Source organism: Micromonospora sp. NPDC048905, assembly GCF_040649655.1.
GTDB lineage: Bacteria > Actinomycetota > Actinomycetes > Mycobacteriales > Micromonosporaceae > Micromonospora.
On record NZ_JBEZFV010000008.1, the window covers coordinates 161,153 to 180,025 of the forward strand.

16 protein-coding genes are annotated in these 18,873 nt (G+C 71.5%); 12 read left to right on the top strand and 4 right to left on the bottom strand.

The window, feature by feature from the left end:
• Window positions 1-49: 49 nt before the first annotated feature.
• The 3 genes from sepH to AB0C01_RS22060 all read right to left on the bottom strand — a co-directional run bounded on the left by sepH (window position 50) and on the right by AB0C01_RS22060 (window position 3,752).
• A complete protein-coding gene (sepH, locus tag AB0C01_RS22050) occupies window positions 50-1,129 on the bottom strand; it encodes a septation protein SepH (protein WP_357251899.1) in 1,080 nt (359 codons plus the stop codon).
• A 185-nt stretch (window positions 1,130-1,314) separates the two neighbouring features.
• Window positions 1,315-2,442 (bottom strand): phosphoserine transaminase, encoded by a 1,128-nt coding sequence (gene serC / locus AB0C01_RS22055; RefSeq protein WP_357251902.1) that lies wholly within the window; start codon window positions 2,440-2,442, stop codon window positions 1,315-1,317.
• Window positions 2,443-2,645: 203 nt separating this feature from the next.
• Window positions 2,646-3,752 (bottom strand): citrate synthase 2, encoded by a 1,107-nt coding sequence (locus AB0C01_RS22060; protein WP_357251905.1) that lies wholly within the window; start codon window positions 3,750-3,752, stop codon window positions 2,646-2,648.
• 282 nt (window positions 3,753-4,034) lie between these two features.
• On the opposite strand from AB0C01_RS22060, the gene pdxH reads away from it, so the two are divergent.
• The 7 genes from pdxH (at window position 4,035) to AB0C01_RS22095 (ending at window position 10,180) form a co-directional block, all read left to right on the top strand.
• On the top strand, window positions 4,035-4,661 hold the full coding sequence (gene pdxH / locus AB0C01_RS22065) for a pyridoxamine 5'-phosphate oxidase (RefSeq protein WP_357252059.1): 627 nt from the start codon (window positions 4,035-4,037) through the stop codon (window positions 4,659-4,661).
• Window positions 4,658-5,953: an MFS transporter gene (locus AB0C01_RS22070; protein ID WP_357251908.1), complete on the top strand. Its 1,296-nt coding sequence runs from the start codon at window positions 4,658-4,660 to the stop codon at window positions 5,951-5,953. Before pdxH ends, AB0C01_RS22070 begins: the two co-directional genes overlap by 4 nt.
• A gap of 18 nt (window positions 5,954-5,971) precedes the next feature.
• On the top strand, window positions 5,972-6,901 hold the full coding sequence (locus tag AB0C01_RS22075) for an aldose 1-epimerase family protein (RefSeq protein WP_357251911.1): 930 nt from the start codon (window positions 5,972-5,974) through the stop codon (window positions 6,899-6,901).
• Window positions 6,901-7,503: a nitroreductase family protein gene (locus AB0C01_RS22080; protein WP_357251914.1), complete on the top strand. Its 603-nt coding sequence runs from the start codon at window positions 6,901-6,903 to the stop codon at window positions 7,501-7,503. Before AB0C01_RS22075 ends, AB0C01_RS22080 begins: the two co-directional genes overlap by 1 nt.
• Window positions 7,504-7,694: 191 nt before the next feature.
• Window positions 7,695-8,000: a type II toxin-antitoxin system VapB family antitoxin gene (locus AB0C01_RS22085; protein WP_357251917.1), complete on the top strand. Its 306-nt coding sequence runs from the start codon at window positions 7,695-7,697 to the stop codon at window positions 7,998-8,000.
• 44 nt (window positions 8,001-8,044) lie between these two features.
• Complete coding sequence (locus tag AB0C01_RS22090; RefSeq protein WP_357571981.1) at window positions 8,045-9,208, top strand: acyl-CoA dehydrogenase family protein; 1,164 nt, start codon at window positions 8,045-8,047, stop codon at window positions 9,206-9,208.
• 99 nt (window positions 9,209-9,307) lie between these two features.
• Window positions 9,308-10,180, top strand: coding sequence for a DUF4230 domain-containing protein (locus AB0C01_RS22095; protein ID WP_357571982.1), 873 nt, complete (start codon window positions 9,308-9,310; stop codon window positions 10,178-10,180).
• Window positions 10,181-10,762: 582 nt separating this feature from the next.
• On the opposite strand, the gene AB0C01_RS22100 is transcribed toward AB0C01_RS22095, so the two are convergent.
• On the bottom strand, window positions 10,763-10,972 hold the full coding sequence (locus tag AB0C01_RS22100; RefSeq protein WP_088951236.1) for a PspC domain-containing protein: 210 nt from the start codon (window positions 10,970-10,972) through the stop codon (window positions 10,763-10,765).
• 536 nt (window positions 10,973-11,508) lie between these two features.
• Here AB0C01_RS22100 and AB0C01_RS22105 point away from each other — a divergent pair.
• The 5 genes from AB0C01_RS22105 to AB0C01_RS22125 all read left to right on the top strand — a co-directional run bounded on the left by AB0C01_RS22105 (window position 11,509) and on the right by AB0C01_RS22125 (window position 18,792).
• Complete coding sequence (locus AB0C01_RS22105; RefSeq protein ID WP_357571983.1) at window positions 11,509-12,879, top strand: L-serine ammonia-lyase; 1,371 nt, start codon at window positions 11,509-11,511, stop codon at window positions 12,877-12,879.
• A gap of 72 nt (window positions 12,880-12,951) precedes the next feature.
• Window positions 12,952-13,779 (top strand): ABC transporter permease, encoded by an 828-nt coding sequence (locus tag AB0C01_RS22110; RefSeq protein ID WP_357251929.1) that lies wholly within the window; start codon window positions 12,952-12,954, stop codon window positions 13,777-13,779.
• Between the two features lies 1 nt (window position 13,780).
• The gene (locus tag AB0C01_RS22115; RefSeq protein ID WP_357251932.1) at window positions 13,781-14,527 is read left to right on the top strand and encodes an ABC transporter ATP-binding protein; all 747 of its coding nucleotides are present in this window, start codon (window positions 13,781-13,783) and stop codon (window positions 14,525-14,527) included.
• Window positions 14,528-14,568: 41 nt separating this feature from the next.
• Window positions 14,569-16,566, top strand: coding sequence for a DUF5941 domain-containing protein (locus AB0C01_RS22120; RefSeq protein WP_357252062.1), 1,998 nt, complete (start codon window positions 14,569-14,571; stop codon window positions 16,564-16,566).
• A gap of 15 nt (window positions 16,567-16,581) precedes the next feature.
• Window positions 16,582-18,792 carry a bifunctional glycosyltransferase family 2 protein/CDP-glycerol:glycerophosphate glycerophosphotransferase gene (locus AB0C01_RS22125; protein WP_357251935.1) on the top strand — a complete coding sequence of 737 codons (2,211 nt, stop codon included), beginning with the start codon at window positions 16,582-16,584 and terminating at the stop codon, window positions 18,790-18,792.
• The last annotated feature ends 81 nt before the right edge of the window (window positions 18,793-18,873 follow it).

Sequence of the window (18,873 nt, forward strand, 5' to 3'; positions counted from 1 at the left end):
CCCTGCCTTGCGTCGACGGGGGCCGTTCACCACCCGTCGACGCGCAGGGTCAGGAAGACTCGCGTGCCGCCGGCCCGCTGCCGAAGAGCACGTCGTCCCAGCTCGGCAGGCGCTTACGCGGCTTGCCGTTGGCGTCGGTCGACTCGCCACCGGCGGCTGCCGCCGCGCCCGTGCGGCGGGGCCGCAGCACCGCCAGCGACGGCACGGCCGGCACCTCCTTGGGCGCGTCCGAGTCGTCGTCGAAGGCCGACCCCTGGCCGCCGCCGAGCAGCGCGGCGGCACCCCCGCCGACCGGCCGCTGGCGAGGCGCGTCCGAACCGGCAAGAGCAGCCGGGGTACGCGGCTCAAGGCCACGACCCGACGAGGCACCGAGCGGACGGTCCAGTGAGGCGAGCAGCGCGTCCCGCCCGGCCCGGATCGGGTCCCGGCCAGGGCGCGGATGCTCGGACGCCGCCGGCAACCCGTGCCCACCACGGCTCGGCTCGCCGCGCGAGGGACCGGGCAGGCCGTGCCCGCTCCGCTCCGGTGCCGGCTCCTGGCCGAGGATCGGCACGGGCCGCTCGGCGCACAGATATTGCGCCATGTCGTCGTGCGGGGCGACCGACTGCCGGGTCTTGTCGAGATCCCAGATGGCCTGTGCGGTGGCCTTGCCCGACGGCCAGGTGGCGATGATCCGCCAGGTGCCGTCGTCCCGCCGGTACGCGTCCCAGGAGATCTTCTCGGTGTCGATGCCGTGCTGGCTCAGCCGACCGTTGACCACCTCGGCGAGCGGGGTGGGCTTCTCCGCTCCCTTGAGGCGGGTGCGGCGGGCGTGCTGGGCGAGCATCGCCCGCTCCTGGAGCACCGGGCCGGCATAGCGCAGCACCCGGTCGACCGGCACGCCGGCGATCCGGGCGACATCCTCGGCGGACTCACCGGAGCGGATGCGAGCCTGGATGTCCCGAGGGGACAGGGACGGAATCGGGTCGGCGGCGGCCGGTGCCGCCGGCAGCGGCGGCGCGCCGGGCTCGGCGTGCAGCGCACCCGAGATCCGGTCGTCGATCGGCAGGGCGAGCAACCGCCCGACCTCGTCGGCGAGAACCAGGGCATGGCCGTCCTCGGAGAGGGCGACGAAGCGTACTGGGCGCATAGCGTTGCCTCCGTCCCGCTTCGCTGGCCGCACGCCACGAGTCGGCCACCCAGGCGTCTCGGACCACCGTACGCGCATCTGTCTCGGGGTGGGGGAAGCGACACCCCGCATGTCGCGACTGAGCTGCAACGATGATCACGGTCGGTGTCCGTGAAGGCCCCCACGAACACCGACCGTGACGAACGTCAGAGTCGCTCGACGACGTAGTCGATGGACGCGGTCAACGCCTCGACATCCGAAGGCTCGATTGCCGGGAACAGCGCCATCCGCAGTTGGTTGCGGCCGAGCTTGCGGTACGGCTCGGTGTCCACGATGCCGTTGGCGCGCAGCGCCTTCGCGATCGCGGTGGCGTCCACCCCGTCGGCGAAGTCGATCGTGGCGACCACGTTGGAACGCAGTGCCGGGTCGGTGACGAACGGGGTGGCCACGCTGGACCGTTCCGCCCAGCCGTACACCGTGGCGGCGCTCTCGGCGGTGCGCTTGGCCGCCCAGGCCAGGCCACCCTGCGCGTTCATCCAGTCGGTCTGCTCGGCGGCCAGGAAGATGGTGGCCAGCGCCGGGGTGTTGTAGGTCTGCTCCAGCCGCGAGTTGTCGATCGCGGTGGCCAGGTCGAGGAAGGCGGGGATGTAGCGCCCGGACGCCTTGATCTCGGCGGCACGGTCCAGCGCGGCCGGTGACATCAGAGCCAGCCAGAGACCACCGTCGGAGCCGAAGCACTTCTGCGGAGCGAAGTAGTAGACGTCGGTCTCGCCGACGTTGACGTCCAGGCCACCCGCGCCGGAGGTCGCGTCGACGAGCAACAATGCGCCGTCGTCCGCCCCGGCAACCCGGCTGATCGGGACGGCCACGCCTGTCGACGTCTCGTTCTGCGGAGTCGCGTAGGTGTCCACGCCGGACTCGGCCAGCAGGGTCGGTGCGCTGCCGGCCTCGGCCTTGCGAACGGTCGGCTCACCGAGGAACGGCGCGTCCTTCACCGACTTGGCGAACTTGGCGCCGAACTCGCCGAAGCTGGCGAACTGGGCCCGGTCGCGAACCAGGCCGAAGGTGGCGACCTCCCAGAACGCGGTGGTGCCGCCGTTGCCGATCACGACCTCGTAACCCTCGGGCAGCGAGAAGAACTCCGCGATGCCGGAGCGCAGCCGGGCCACCTGGTCGCGGACCGTCTTCTGCCGGTGCGAGGTGCCCAGGTAGCTGGTCGCGACCTCGGTAAGTGCGGATACCGCCGCGGGGCGGACCTTGGACGGGCCGCAGCCGAAACGTCCGTCGGCGGGCTTGAGGTCATCGGGAATCCGGATGGTCGGTGCGTCAGCCACGGTCTTGAAGATCCTTCCGCAAGGGCGAGGGCGGGCCCGGCGACACTGCCGGCCCTCATCCTCGCACTCGGACCCATCGGTGGAAGCCGGGCCCCCGAGGGCGGGGCTGAGTCCTTCGCCACACCTCGACGGCGCCCACCGGTAGACGCACGGAAGGGCCCCTCCGCCACGCCAGACGTGGTGGAGGGACCCTTCGCGACCGGTCAGACGCCGTGCGGAATGGCGGCCCAGCCTTCGACGCCGGACGGCTTGCGCGGCTCCGCGCCGACGTAGCGGGCGGACGGGCGGACCAGCCGCTGCAGGCGCTTCTGCTCCAGGACGTGCGCGCTCCAACCGCCCATCCGCGCGCAGGTGAACATCGAGGTGAACATGTGCGCGGGCACCTCGGCGAAGTCCAGCACGACGGCCGACCAGAACTCGACGTTGGTGGCCAGCACCCGGTCCGGGCGGCGGGCCTGCAACTCGGCGAGCGCGGCCTTCTCCAGCGCCTCGGCGATCTCGAAGCGCGGCGCTCCCAGATCCTTGGCCGTGCGGCGGAGCACGCGGGCGCGCGGGTCCTCGGCCCGGTAGACCCGGTGGCCGAAGCCCATCAGCCGTTCGCCGCGATCGAGCACGCCCTTGACGTAGCCCTCCGCGTCGCCGCTGCGCTCCACGGCCTCCAGCATGCTGAGCACCCGGGACGGCGCGCCACCGTGCAGCGGGCCGGAGAGGGCGCCGATGCCCGACGAGATGCAGGCCGCCGCGTCCGCTCCCGTGGAGGCGACGATGCGGGCGGTGAAGGTGGAGGCGTTCAGGCCGTGCTCGGCGGCCGAGATGAAGTACGCGTCGACGGCCTTGACGTGCCGCGGGTCGGGCTCGCCGCGCCACCGCTTCATGAACCGCTCGACGATGGTCTGCGCCTTGTCGATCTCCTTCTGCGGCACCGCCGGCAGGCCGAGGCCCCGAGCCGACTGGGCGACGAAGGAGAGCGCGGTCACCGAAACCCGGGCGAGGTCCTCGCGGGCCTGCTCGTCGGAGATGTCCAACAGCTGGTTGAGACCCCAGTACGGGGCCAGCATGGCGACCGCGGACTGCACGTCGACGCGGATGTCACCGGAGTGCACCGGCACCGGGAACGGCTCCGCCGGCGGCAGGCCCGGCCCGAACCGGCCGTCGACCAGCAGTGCCCACACGTTGCCGAACGACACCTGGCCGATCAGATCCTCGATGTCGACTCCGCGATAGCGCAGCGCACCGCCCTCACGGTCAGGTTCGGCGATCTCGGTCTCGAAGGCGACGACGCCCTCCAGCCCGGGTTTGAAATCGGCCATGTCGCTCTCCTGGATCTGGTCGGTGCGCCCGGTCGGTTCATCCGGCCCGGTCGGCCGAGCGCCCTCTAGGCGACCATCAGGTATGTGTTCGCAACATCTTGCCTGCTGAGTGACCGGATACGCGACCCACGGCGACTGTGCTGCACGCGACATCCCCGGACGCGCATTCTCCGCCGGACTCGGTGAGACTGGGCGGTGCGGGCTGGCCAGCGCGGGAGGGCGCCGCCGGACCTGCCGATAAGGAGTGGGGACGTGACGGGCGACACACCAGCCCCGGCCGCGATGCGTAACGAGTACGCCGCGGACCTGGGCCTGACCGAAGCTGACCTGGCCGCCGACTGGCACACGCAGTTCGGCACCTGGTTCGCCGACGCGGTGGCCTTCGGGCTGCCCGAGGTGAACGCGATGGTGCTGGGCACCGCGGACCCGGCCGGCCGGCCGAGCGGTCGGACGGTGCTGCTCAAGGGGTACGACCCGGACGGCTTCGTCTTCTTCACCAACCACCTGTCCCGCAAGGGCGTCGAGGCGACCGCCAACCCGTACGCCAGCCTGGTCTTTCCGTGGTTTCCCATGCAGCGGCAGGTGGTGGTCGCCGGGCAGGTCGAGCCGGTCGACCGCGCGACGAGCGCGGCGTACTTCGCCAGCCGACCGCGCGGCTCCCAACTGGGCGCCTGGGCCAGCCCGCAGTCCCACGTGGTGCCGGACCGGGCGGCGCTGGAGGAGAGCTACCGGGAGGTGGCCGAGCGGTTCGCCGACGAGGCGGAGATCCCGATCCCGCCGCACTGGGGTGGGTTGCGGGTCCGACCCGAGTCGGTGGAGTTCTGGCAGGGCCGGGCCGGTCGGTTGCACGACCGGCTCCGCTTCCGCCTCGACGAGGGTGGCTGGACCGTCGAGCGGTTGGCGCCGTGACGGGTGTGCGGGAGGCCCGGCCGCGCGGGGCGCGCCGCTGGGCGATCGACGTACGTCCGCTGCGGGTGCCCGCGTACCGGCGGCTCTGGCTCGGCAACACCGTGGCGATGTTCGGGTTCCAGTTCACCGCCGTCGCGGTGCCGGTGGAGATGTACGCCCTGACCCGGGACTCGTTCTGGGTGGGCCTGCTGGGCGTGGCCGCCTTCGTACCGTTGCTGATCTTCGGGCTCTGGGGTGGCGCGGTCGCCGACGCCCACGACCGCCGTGCCGTGCTGCTCGGCGGGTCGGTCCTGCTCTGGGCGTCCACCCTCGGGCTGCTGGTCCAGGCCCTGCTGAACGTGGGCAGCCCGGTGCTGCTGCTGGCGTTGATGGCGTTGCAGTCGGTGGCGTTCGCGATCACCTCGCCGGCCCGCAGCGCGATGCTGCCCCGCCTGGTGCCGGATGACCTGGTGCCGGCCGCCAGCACCCTGAACTACACGACCTTCACGGCGGCCTCGGTCGCCGGCCCGCTCGCCGCCGGCCTGATCCTCTCCGCCTCGGCCGACACCACGGTCGTGCTGCCCATCGCGTACGGGGTGGACGCGGTGTTGTTCACCGCGATGCTCTGGGCGGCGCTGCGCCTGCCCGCGCTGCCGCCCGAGCCGACCGCCGACGGGGAGCGCCGCCGCGCCGGCCTGGCCAGTGTGGTCGACGGATTCCGCTACCTGGCCACGACGCCGGTGCTGCTGCTGTCCTTCGGGGTGGACCTGATCGCGATGATCCTCGCCATGCCCCGCGCGCTCTTCCCGGAGATCGCCCACGAGAGGTTCGGCGGCGGTGGAGCTGTCGGCCTGCTCTACAGCGCCATCGCGATCGGTTCGATGATCGGTGGGTTGACCTCCGGCTGGATCGGCCGGCTCCGCCGGCAGGGCCTCGGCCTGGTGGTCGCGGTGGTCGCCTGGGGAGTCGCGATCGCCGCGGCCGGGCTCGCCCACCAGCTCTGGCTGATGGTCCTCCTGCTCGCCGTGGCCGGGGCCGCGGACCTGGTCAGCGCGGTGCTGCGCCAGTCGATGATGCTCGTCTACGCACCGGACCGGATGCGCGGCCGGCTCCAGGGCGTCAACACGGTAGTGGTGGCCGGTGGTCCTCGGCTGGGCGATCTGCGGGCCGGAACGATGGCCGCCGGGTTCGGCGGCGGGGTGGCCTGGGTGGCCGGCGGACTCGCCTCGGCGGTGCTCGTCGTGGTGCTCGCGGTCGCGTTCCCGGCGCTGCTGCGCTACCGGGCGGCGGGGTCGAGCGGCGACCGGACGTGACCGGTTAGGGTCGCCGACATGGAAAGCCCCGAGCAGCGCGCGTTCTCCGGCGCCCAGTGGACCATCTCCGCCGCCGGCCACGAGGCCGTCATCGTGGAGGTGGGTGGTGGGCTGCGGACGTACCGGCACGACGGTGTCGACCTGGTCGACGGTTACCAGACCGACGAGGTCTGCCCCGGCTGCGCCGGACAGGTGTTGGCGCCCTGGCCGAACCGGATCCGCGATGGCCGCTACCCGTTCGGCGAGCGGACGCACCAGCTCCCGCTGACCGAGCCGGAGCGGCACGTCGCGATCCACGGGCTGGTCAACTGGGTGCCGTGGCAGTTGCTGGAGCAGTCGGCGGACGCCGTGACCCTCGGCTACGACCTGCCGCCGCAGCCCGGCTACCCGTGGCCGTTGCGGCTGGTCAGCCGGTGGAGCGTCGGCGCGGACGGGCTGCGCGCCGAGCACGAGGTGACGAACATCGGTGGCGAGTCGGCGCCGTTCGGCTTCTCCGTGCACCCGTACCTGCAACTGCCGGGTGTCGCGGTCGACGACCTGGTCATGCGGCTGCCGGCCCGTACCCGGATGCTCGTCGACGGCCGGCTGCTGCCGATCGGCGCGACGCCGGTGGCCAGCACCGAGTACGACTGGACCAGCCCGCGCCGGATCGGTGCCGCCGAGCTCGACCTGTGCTTCGGCGAGGTGATCCGCGACGCCGACGGCGGCTCGTCGGTGAGCCTGTCCGCCCCGGACTCCTCGGCCGGGGTGAGCATCTGGGCCGATGCGGAGTTCGGCTGGTGGCAGGTGTTCACCGGGGACGCGCTCACCGGTGTGCGGCACCGCCGTTCGGTGGCGATCGAGCCGATGACCTGCCCTCCGGACGCGTTCCGGTCGGGAAGGGACCTGCTCACGCTCAAGCCCGGCACGACCTGGCGGGGTGCCTGGGGCATCCGGCCCGGGGCCTGATGGAGTTCGCCGAGGTCGTCCGGCGTCGGCGGATGGTGCGCAACTACGACCCGGACCGTCCGGTCCCGCCCGACGTGGTGGACCGGCTGCTCGACCACGCGATCCGTGCCCCGTCGGCCGGCTTCGCCCAGGGCTGGGGCTTCCTGGTGCTGGAGGAGCCGGCCGACCGGGAGCGGTTCTGGGCGGCCACCACCCCGGACGGCGGTGGACGGGAGCGCTGGCTGGCCGGGATGCGCCGGGCACCGCTGATCGTGGTGCCGCACGCGAACGAGTCGGCCTACCTGCGACGGTACGCCGAGCCGGACAAGGGTTGGACGGACCGGTCCACCGATCGTTGGCCGGTGCCGTACTGGCACGTGGACACCGGCTTCGCGGCGTTGCTGATGCTGCTCACCGCCGTGGACGAGGGGTTGGGGGCCTGTTTCTTCGGCATCGCGCCGCAGCGGCTGGCCAGCTACCGGGACGCGTTCGGGGTGCCGACCGAGTACCAACCCATCGGTGCCGTCACAATCGGTTACCGGGCACCCGACCATCGGTCACCATCGCTGCGCCGTGGGCGTCGTGGCGTGGACGAGGTTGTCCGCCGCGGCAGGTGGAGCTGAGGGGGAGTGTCCCGTTCGTCCGGTTGAGGATCGGACGACCGGTAGCGAAACTGACATCAGGGAGCAGAACGCTGCGAGCAATGGGCGGCTAGGCTGGCACGGTCATCATCGGTGCCGCGCCGCGCGGTGCCCGCCGCGGCCCGGCTCGGCGCTGTCGGTCGGCCCGGCCACGGGGAGGGGAGCGTGCCGTCGTGATCTTCAGAGCGGTCCGGGACGGGCGTCCCTACCCGGAGCACAACCTGACCCTGAAGCAGTGGGCGGAGATCCCGCCCCGTCCGCTGCGCCTGGATCAGATGATCACCACCAAGCGCGAGTTGGCGCTGGACAAGCTTCTCGCCGAGGATTCCACCTTCTACGGCGACCTCTTTCCGCACGTCGTGCAGTGGAACGGCGGGCTCTACCTGGAAGACGGGCTGCACCGCGCGTTGCGCGCCGCCCTCCAGCAGCGCAACCAGATCCACGCTCGGGTGCTGGTGCTCGCGGAACCGATCGAGTGACGAGCCCTTCTTCCGCGCGCTGAACCTTCGTTAAGGTGGCGTCCATGACCGCTCCGCTCGATCTGCTCGACCTGGACCAGTCGCTCAGCGAGGAGGAGCGGCAGATCCGCGACGTCGTCCGCCAACTCGTCGACGACCGGGTGCGTCCGCACATCGCCGACTGGTACGAGGACGGTCAGGTGCCCGCCCGGGACCTGGCCCGCGAGTTCGGCGAGCTCGGCCTGCTCGGCATGCACCTGAGCGGCTACGGCTGCGCCGGCGCGTCCGCGGTCGCCTACGGACTCGCCTGCCAGGAGCTGGAAGCCGGGGACTCCGGCCTCCGTTCCCTGGTCAGCGTGCAGGGCTCGCTCGCCATGTACGCCATCTGGCGCTACGGCAGCGAGGAGCAGAAGCAGCGCTGGCTGCCGTCGATGGCCACCGGCGAGGCGATCGGCTGCTTCGGCCTGACCGAACCGGACCACGGCTCCGACCCCGCCTCGATGACCACCCGGGCCCGCCGCGACGGCGACGACTGGCTGCTCACCGGCGGGAAAATGTGGATCACCAACGCGCCGATCGCCGACGTCGCGGTGATCTGGGCGCGCACCGACGAGGGCGTGCGCGGGTTCGCCGTACCCATGGACACGCCAGGTGTCACGGCCCGGGAGATCCGCCGCAAGATGTCGCTGCGCGCGTCCGTGACCGGCGAGATCGTGCTCGACGACGTCCGCCTCCCGGCGGACGCCCAACTACCCGAGGCGGTCGGGCTCAAGGCGCCGCTGAGCTGCCTCACCGAAGCCCGCTACGGCATCGTCTGGGGCGCGATCGGCGCCGCCCGGGACTGCCTGGAAACCACCCTGACGTACGCCACCACCCGCACCCAGTTCGGCCGCCCGCTGGCCGGCTTCCAGCTCACCCAGGCCAAGCTCGCCGACATGGCCGTCGAGCTGATGAAGGGGCAACTGCTCGCGCTGCACCTGGGCCGGCTCGCCGACACCCACCGGCTGCGGCCCGAGCAGGTGAGCGTCGGCAAGCTGAACAACGTCCGCGAGGCCCTGGCCATCGCCCGGCAGTGCCGGACCATCCTCGGCGCCAACGGCGTCTCCGGCGAATACCCGATCATGCGGCACGCCAACAACCTGGAGAGCGTGCTGACGTACGAGGGCACCTCCGAGATCCACCAGCTCGTCGTCGGGCAACGGCTCACCGGCCTCTCCGCGTTCGCCTGACCTGCCCGAATCCGCAGTCCCGGCGCTCAACGCGCGACTGTCGCAGTGGGGCCGTACCGTCATCGGCAGACGACGTGTCTGACGAGGACGGTGAGCGTGATGACCCGCGACGCTGGCAACAACGAGCCCACGAGGGAGTTCCCCGGTTACCCGACCGGCGACGATCTCCGGGAGCGGTCGACCGCTACACCCGAGCCGACCACCGATACACCGGGCGGCTTTGGAAGTGCTGGCGGCCCGGGTGGGCCCGGTGGCCCTCCGGCCGGTCCTCCCGGTGGCCCTCCGGCCGGTCCTCCCGGTGGCCCGACGGCCGGTGGCGACGGCGGTGGTGGTGGGGCCGCTCGCGGCCTGCTCCTGCTGCTCGGCGCCGCCGCGCTGGCCGTGGTGGTGCTGCTCGGCATCCAGGCGACCGGCTTCCTGCCGGAGTTCCGCAACCCGTTCGCCAAGGAGCAGACCGACCGCAGCCAGCCACCGCTGCTGAAGTCGATCCAGGACCTCAGCCGCTACGTGGCCGCGGAGGGCAACTTCCAGGTCGTCGTCGACACCCAGAACGACAGGCGCAACGTGCCGGACTTCCTGCTCAACGAGCGCACCCTGTTCGTCGGCGCCGGGAGCATTGAGGCGTACGTCGACTTCACCAAGATCAGTGACGGTGCCATCGTCCGGTCCGCCGACGGCAAGTCCGTCGAGATCAAGCTGCCCGCGCCGCAGCTCGGCGAGACCAATCTCGACATGGAGAAGAGCTACGTCTTCGCGGAGCAGCGTGGTCTGCTCAACCGGCTCGGTGACCTGGTCGGCAACGACCCCAACCGGCAGCAGCAGATCTACCAGCTCGCCGAGGAACGGATCACCGCCGCCGCCCGGGACAGCGGGCTCTCCGCCCGCGCCGAGGAGAACACCCGCAAGATGCTGGAAGGGCTGCTGCGATCCCTCGGCTATGAGCAGGTCACCGTTACCTACACGGCCCCCTGACCTGGCAATTCCGTAGTGCCGAGCGCCCGCCCCGACGTCCGTCGGAGCGGGCGTCGCGCTTTGTTCCGTCACCGCCCGCCCTCGCCATGATCCACTCGACATCAGCAGAAGCGGGGTGTCCCGATGCCACGGACACCCCGCCATCAGCAATGTCGAGTGGATCTACAGGTGGGCCGCGACGGCATCCGTCGGGGAATGCCCTGTGCGCCGGGGCCGGGCATGGGGGCGTGGGTCGGGCAGGGGCGTGGGCCGGCGGGCGTGGCCGTGGGGCCGGGTGGGCGTGGGTGTGCCCGTGGGCGGGCGTGCCTCGTCTCCGCCTGTTCCCGACCCCCCATGCTCAAGATCCGCGCAACTTCAGGGATGGTGCTACCTCCGCCGCTCGTGAGGCAGCAACTTCACCGAAGTTGCTGCCGAACGGCCTGGATGAGGCGGGTTGGGGTGGCGTTTGGAGGGCGTCGGTGGGTCGGCGCGGCGCCAACCTTGGAGACCGGCGGGCTTCGGCTTCGCGGAAGGCCACCACAACGTGGTTGTGGTGGCCTTCCGAACGCGATGTGGGGCCGATGGGGCGGTGTGCGGCGAGCGTCAGTGCTGGGTGGAGGCCAGGTAGCGGTCCTCGTTCGGCATGAGCACCCACAGGACCAGGTAGACGATCACCTGGGTGCCGGGCAGCAGCAGGGACAGCAGGAACAGCAGCCGGACCATCCCGGCGGACATGCCGAACCGTCGACCGAGGCCGGCGCAGACACCGGCGAGCATGCGCCCCTCGCGGGGCCGGACCAGTTTGCGACTCATCGTCGTACTCCCACTCTGCGGCGGTGCGCCGCGTCTGCAATCCACGGTAGAAGGGGGTGGCCACCTCGCCCTCCGTCCCGAGGATGAGCGGCGACCCGTGGACCCGTAGGTGCTTTACCCGGGCAGCCCCTCGCTGACGCCTCTCCGAGCCCGCCCGCCGGCGCCCGCCGCGTCCGTCCGCCCCGGTGTCCGTGCAAGATCGCGCTCGATCCTGGTTGTAGGGGCATCGAGGACGGAGGGAGACCACTAGAACCAGGATCGAGCACGATCTTGCGGGGCGGCGGCGCGGTGCGGCCCTGCTGGGTTGGCCGGGCGGCGGCCGTGCGAGGCGGGCGGGTGGCGGTGGGATGGCGGGCAGGTGCACACTCCCGGTGGTCGGGTGGGGCGTTGAGCTGGGCGGGTAGGCTGGCAGATCGGCCACCCACACCCCGGGCGGCCGGAACTCATACCCCGGTGATCACGAGCAGGGCTGCCAGACCGGCGGTCCTGGGGCGGCCGGGTCCCGTACGCCGGGACGACGGCGAGGAAGCGCAGCCATGATCAGTGTTTTCGACCTCTTCAGCGTCGGTATCGGGCCGTCCAGCTCGCACACGGTGGGGCCGATGCGGGCCGCGCGGACGTTTGTTGCCGGGCTCAAGGCCGACGGGCTGCTCACCGAGGTCGCGCGGGTGCAGGCTGAGCTGTTCGGCTCGTTGGGTGCCACCGGGCACGGCCACGGCAGTGGTCCGGCGGTGCTGCTCGGGTTGGCGGGCGAGGCGCCGGAGACGGTCGACACGGACAGCATCGGCCCTCGGGTCGAGCGGATCCGGGCCGAGCGGCGGATCAGCATCCTGGCCGCGCACGAGATCGACTTCGACCTGGATCGGGACCTGACGTTGCACCGCCGCCGTTCGCTGCCGTACCACCCGAACGGGATGACCTTCGCGGCGTACGACGACAAGGGCGCCGAGGTGCGCAGCCGCACCTACTACTCCGTCGGTGGTGGGTTCGTGGTGGACGAGGCCGCGGCGGGCGCGGACCGGATCAAGCCGGACAGCACGCGGGTGCGGTATCCCTTCCTGACCGGCGGGCAGCTCCTCGACGTCACCACATCCACCGGCTTGTCGATCAGCGAGGTGATGTTGGCCAACGAGCGTTCCTGGCGCAGCGAGGCGGACATCCGGGCGGGCCTGCTGGAGATCTGGCGGGTGATGCGGGAGTGCGTGGAGCGCGGCTGTGAGCGCGACGGCGTACTCCCTGGTGGGTTGAAGGTTCGGCGGCGGGCGGCGGAGCTGCGGCGTGGCCTGGAGGCGGACGCCGGGACGCCCGACCCGCTGCACGCGATGGACTGGGTGACGCTGTTCGCCCTCGCGGTGAACGAGGAGAACGCGGCCGGCGGCCGGGTGGTCACGGCGCCGACGAACGGCGCGGCCGGGATCATTCCGGCGGTTTTGCACTATTACACCCGGTTCGTGCCGGGTGCCAATGACGATGGCGTGGTGCGGTTCCTGCTGACGGCCGGCGCGATCGGCGTGCTGTTCAAGGAGAACGCGTCGATCTCCGGCGCGGAGGTCGGCTGCCAGGGTGAGGTGGGTTCGGCGTGCTCGATGGCGGCGGCCGGGCTGGCCGAGGTGCTCGGCGGCACCCCGGAGCAGGTGGAGAACGCGGCCGAGATCGGGATGGAGCACAACCTCGGATTGACCTGTGACCCGGTGGGTGGCCTGGTGCAGATCCCCTGCATCGAGCGGAACGCGGTGGCTAGCATCAAGGCGATCACGGCCGCCCGGCTGGCGCTGCGCGGCGACGGTGTGCACAAGGTGTCGTTGGACAAGGTCATCAAGACCATGCGGGAGACGGGCGCCGACATGAAGGTCAAGTACAAGGAGACGGCGCGTGGCGGTCTGGCCGTCAACGTGATCGAGTGCTGAGTCCGGCGGATTCGGGGCATTCGTTCACCGACTGCTAACCTGTCGTCCGTTTCAGGAGGCGGGAGGCTCGCGGTGACCTCTGGCGTCGCGGCGTTGTGGTCGCACCGCAACTCGCTGCGCATCCTGGTCCGACGGGATCTGGCGGTCAAGTACCAGCAGTCGGTGCTCGGCTACTTCTGGTCGTTGATCGAGCCGCTCGGCATGGGCGCCATCTACTGGTTCGTGTTCGGGGTGCTCTACTCGCAGGACACCGGCCGGCATCTGGGTGAGGCGGCGGGGTCGTACCCGTTGTTCCTGATCACCGGGATCTTCGCCTGGATGTGGACGAGTTCGGCGTTGAGCGAGGCGACGAACGCGCTGACCGGCCAGTCCCGGTTGATCACCACGATGAACGTGCCGCGGCAGGTCTTCCCGATCGGCCGGGTCACCGGCCGGTTCGCCGAGTACGCTGCCGGCCTGCCGATCCTGATCGCCATCGCGGTGATCTACGCGGTGCACGGTCGGATCCACCCGGGCTGGTCGCTGCTCGCCCTGCCGCTCGCGGTGGCCGTCCAGGCCGTCCTGTTGACCGGGCTGGCCCTGCTGCTGTCCGCGTGGAACGTGTTGATGCGCGACGTGGAACGGTTCCTGCGGCTGATCATCCGGGTGCTCTTCTACGCCACGCCGATCATCTATCCGCTCAGCCTGGTCCGGGAGTCCGAGCTGCCCGGCTGGCTGAAGCTGGTGTACGAGCTGAACCCGCTGGTCGGGATCTTCCAGCTGCACCACGCGATCTGGTACCCGGACGAGTTCCCGAACGCCCGGCTGCTCGCCACGACTGTCGTCGGCAGCGTGCTGGTGCTGGCCGCCGGCTGGTGGTCGTTCCGCCGGTTGGAACCTGCCGTACTCAAGGAACTCTGACGTGGCCGCGCCGATCATCGAGGCCGACGGCCTGGGCATCCGGTTCGTCCGCAACCGGCGCCGGCAGCTACGGCTGCGGGAGTTGTTCATCCACCGGGGCGGGCGCGGCGCCCTGCCCGGCCAGTTCTGGCCGCTGCGCGACGTGTCGTTCACCGTCGAGCCGGGCGAGACGGTCGGGGTGATCGGCCGCAACGGCACCGGCAAGAGCACCCTGCTGCGGCTGATCGCCGGGGTGCTCATCCCGGACGAGGGCAGCATCCGGGTGCACGGCGCGGTGGCGCCGTTGCTGGAGCTGTCCGCCGGTTTCGCCAACGACCTGACCGGACGGGAGAACCTGCACCTGGTCGGTGGGCTGCACGGGCTGTCGACGGGCTACCTGAAGCGGCACTTCGACGAGATCGTCGAGTTCGCCGGTGAGCAGGTGCAGGGTGCCATCGACACGTCGGTGCGGCACTACTCGTCGGGAATGAAGGTGCGGCTGGGCTTCGCGATCATCTCGCACCTGCCGCACCCGATCCTGCTGATGGACGAGGTGACCGCGGTTGGAGACGCGGAGTTCCGCAAGAAGTGCTACGCGACGATTGATCGTCTGCTCGGGGAGGGGCGCACGCTGGTGCTGGTGTCACACAACGAAAAGGACCTGACCCGGTTCTGCCGTCGGGGGTTGTACCTCGACGCGGGCCGGTTGACGCTCGACGGCACCATCGCCGAGGCGCTCGACGCGTACCACGCCGCGGTTCCGCGGTGACGCTCGCGATCGTGCTCGCCGCCGGGACTCCCGCGGCGGGCCTGACCACGTCGACCGGCGAGCCCCTGACCGAGCGGCTGGCCGCCCAACTGCGCCGGGCCGGCGCGGACGAGGTGCGGTTCGCCGGCGACCTCGACGAGCTGGCCGCGCTTGTCGACGACGCCGACGGCCCGCTGCTGATCACCGGCGCCGACCTGGTCGCCCACACGGCCGTGCTGCGGCACCTGGCCACCAGCCCGGTCGGGCCGACGGTGGCGTTGGTGCTCACCGACCCGCCGGTGCCCGGTCGGACCGCCGTGCGTGAGGAACGCGGCCAGGTGGTGGACGCCGGCCCGCTGGAGGCACTCGACGGCGACGCCACCGGCGTGTTCGGTGGCGCGCTGCGGGTCGGTGTGGACGACCTGCCGACTCTTGCCGCCGCCGCCCGTGCCGCCGCGTCCGGGGTGCTCCCGGTCGCCGCCCCGATCGGTCCGGTCGGCGATGTGTCGCCGCTGCCGGCTGCCGGGGGAGCCGGGCACGGCGCCCCCGGGTCCGCCGTGGACCGGCTCGTCGCGGGTCTCGCGGCGCTCGGCACCCTGATCTTCGCCCAGCGGGTACGCCTGCTCGTCGCGCACCGGGTCACGGACGCGTCTGGGTTGGCGGCTGCCGAAGCCGCGGTGACAGCTGTCGACGAGGACCGGGCCGAGCTGCGGCTGTCGGTCAAGGAGAAGGACGACTTCTTCTCCACCTACTTCGTCAGCACCTGGTCGCCGTACGTGGTCCGGCTGTCGGCCCGGCTCCGGCTCACCCCGACCGGGGTGACGGCGATCTCGGTGCTGTTCGCGCTGGCCGCGGCGGTCCTGTTCGGGGTCGGCGGACGACCCGCCCTCGTCGGCGGCGCGGTACTGCTCTATCTCGGCTTCGTGCTGGACTGCGTGGACGGCCAGTTGGCCCGCTACACCCGGCACTTCAGCGCCTGGGGCGGCTGGCTGGACACCATGGCGGACCGCGCCAAGGAATACCTGGTCTACGCCGGCCTGGGCTTCGGGGTGAGTCACGCCGGGTTGGGCAACGGTTGGGCGTTGGCGATCGCCGCGATGACGTTGCAGACCGTCCGGCACATGACCGACACCTGGTACGGGGCGCTGCACGACGAGGCAGCCCGCCGACCGCGTACGGCAGCGGGTGCCAGCGGCGGCATCGGCGACCGGTTGAACGCGGCGTCGACCCGGGTGCAGGCGGACACCGGCTCGGTGTCGTACTGGCTCAAGCGCACGGTGGTCTTCCCGATCGGTGAGCGCTGGGCGTTGATCGCGGTGACCGTGGCGCTGTTCAATCCGCTGGTCAGCCTGATCGCGGTGCTGGTCTGGGGGGTGCTGGCGTTCGCGTACACCGGGGCTCTACGGACGCTGCGCGCCCGCTGGATGTGGGTGCCGGTGCTGGACACGGTCGATGCCACCCTGCACCGCGACGACGGGCCGTTGGCCCGGCGGCTGCCCGTGGTCCGCCCGATGGGGCCGCTCACCCTTGCGGTGCTCGCCGCGCTCGGCCCGGCGGTGCTGCTGGTCGTCGCGCTGCTGGGGGATGCACCGGGCGGGCTGCGCTGGGCGGTGCCGGTGGCGCTGCTGGTGCTGCTGGCCGGTGGTCTGGGTGCCGGGGCGGCGCACAACGGGCCGTTGGACTGGCTGGTGCCGGCGGCGCTGCGGGCGGCCGAGTACCTGTTCGCCATCGCGGTGGGCGTGGTCGGCGACGTGCCAGGTTGGCTGATCTTCGGGTACGTCTTCGTGCTCACCGTGCACCACTACGACCTGACCGCCCGGCTGGAGAAGCGGCAGGCGGCACCACCGCTGCACGCGGCCACGCTGGGCTGGGAGGGACGGTCGGTGCTGCTGGCCCTCGCGGCGATTGCCGGCATGGCGGGTATCGGGCTGGCTACACTCGGTGCGTACCTTCTCGTGCTTTTCGTGGTGAGCGTCGTCCTGGCCTGGTTCGTCCGACCGGCCCGTAGCGCGCGGGCGTTTGTCGCGCCGGTGAGCGCCGGAGGTGCCGCGCCACGCTGACGGAGGGACGGCCGGATGACCCTGATCAGCTTCGTGGTGCCGGCCTTCCGGGTGCAGGGATACCTGCGCGAGTGCCTGGACTCCATCCTCGGTCAGCCGGAGACCGACATCGAGGTGATCGCCGTCGACGACTGCTCGCCGGATGCCAGCGGCGACATCATCGACGAGTACGCGGCCCGCGACCGGCGGGTCCGGTCGGTCCGGCTGCCGGAGAACGTCGGCCTCGGTCCGGCCCGCAACATCGGGCTGGACCGGGCCGTCGGCGAGTACGTGTGGTTCCTCGACGGCGACGACTGGCTGGCGCCGGAGTGCCTGTCGGAGGTCGCCGAGCGGTTGCGGGTGACCCGACCGGACGTGCTGCTCGTCGACCACGTCCGGACCCACTGGAACGACACCGCCACCCGCAGCGCGATGGCCGAGGTGTTCCCCGAGTCGCCCGGCTCGGGCACCTTCCGGTTGCGGGACCGGCCGGCGGCGATGCGCCTGCTGCACACCGCGTGGAACCGGTTGGTCCGCCGGGAGTTCCTGACCGACCTGGGGCTGCGGTTCGCGCCCGGCTGGTACGAGGACGTCTCGTTCAGCTACCCGGTGCTGATGGCGGCGCAGCGGATCGGCGTACTCGATCGGGTCTGCGTCAACTATCGGCAACGCCGCGCCGGCGCGATCACCCGGACCCGGGGGGACCGGCACTTCGAGGTCTTCCCGCAGTGGCACCGGGTCTTCCACCTGATGGACGCGTGGGGCTCGGCGACGGACACCCTGCGACCGGCGGTCTTCGAGCGGATGATCTGGCACTACCTGACCGTGCTCGGCAACGGTCAGCGGATCGCCCCGGAGCTGCGGCCGGCGTTCTTCGCGCAGATCACCGCCGACTACGAACGCTGGTTGCCACCCGGCGGCTATCCGGTGCCGGACGGGGTGGAGGGGCTCAAGCACCGGCTTGTCGCTTCCGGTCGGTGGCACACCTTCAGCGCGTTGCGGGCCGCGAGCCGGGCCCGGGACGCCGCCCGCCGGAAGGCGCGCACCGCCCGGCGCCGGGTCGGCCCGGTCGCCCGGCGCGGTGCCCGGCTGACCCGCGACGGGTTGCTGCGCGAGTACTACCGGGCCGAGCTGCGACGACCTGTCGATCCGACGCTCGCCGTTTACGCCGCGTACTGGTACCGGGGTTACTCCTGCAACCCGGCGGCGATCTACGAGGTCGCCCGCCGGTTGGCGCCGGGGATCCGCGGGGTGTGGATCGTGCGCCGGGACCGGGTGGACGCCGTGCCGGCCGGGGTGGAGTACGTGGTCGCCGGCACCCCGGCGTACTACCGGGTGCTCGCCCGCGCCCGCTGGTTGGTCAACAACGTCAACTTTCCCGACTTCGTCCGTAAGCGACAGGAGCAGGTGCACCTGCAGACCCACCACGGCACTCCGGTGAAGGTGATGGGGCTGGATCAGCAGCGCTACCCGATCGGTGCGGGCCGGATGGACTTCGCCGGGTTGCTGCGCCGGGTGGACCGCTGGGACTACAGCGTCAGCGCGAACAGCTTCTCCACCCAGATGTGGGACCGCGCGTACCCGGCCACGTACACGACCCTTGAGGTGGGCTACCCGCGCAACGACCGGCTGGTCACCGCCGGCCCGGACGAGGTGCGCCGACTGCGCGCGGAGTTCGGCCTCGGCCCCGACGAGCAGGTCGTGCTGTACGCCCCGACGCACCGCGAGCACCTGCCCGGCTACCGGCCGCCGTTCGACCCGGACCGGTTCGTGCGGGCGCTCGGTGACTCGGGCCGGCTGCTGATGCGCAGTCACTACTTCCACGACCGTGATCGGCGTCCCGGTCGACCGGCGGACTGGGAGCGGGTCCGCGACGTCAGCGGCCACCAGCGGGTGGAGGATCTCTACCTGGTGGCGGACGTACTGGTCACCGACTATTCGTCGGCGATGTTCGACTACGCGGTGCTGGATCGGCCGATCGTGTTGTACGCCCCGGACTGGGAGGCGTACCGGCTGGCCCGTGGTGTCTACTTCGACGTGACGGCCGAACCGCCGGGTGCGGTGGCCACCACCTTCGACGATCTGCTCGACCTGTTCCGGACCGACGCGGTGCGGTCGGACGCGGCGGCCAGGGCGCGCGCGCATTTTCGGGGTCGGTTCTGCACATTGGACGACGGGCACGCGGCGGAGCGGGTGGTGCGTCAGGTGTTCCTCGGTGAGCCGGGTGAGCGGTCCGGAAGCTGCTGATCGGACTTTTGTCGCTTAATAGCAGCGTCACCCACTCAACATAGGACGTTTACCCGATGTCCTAAACCAATGATCCTGGTC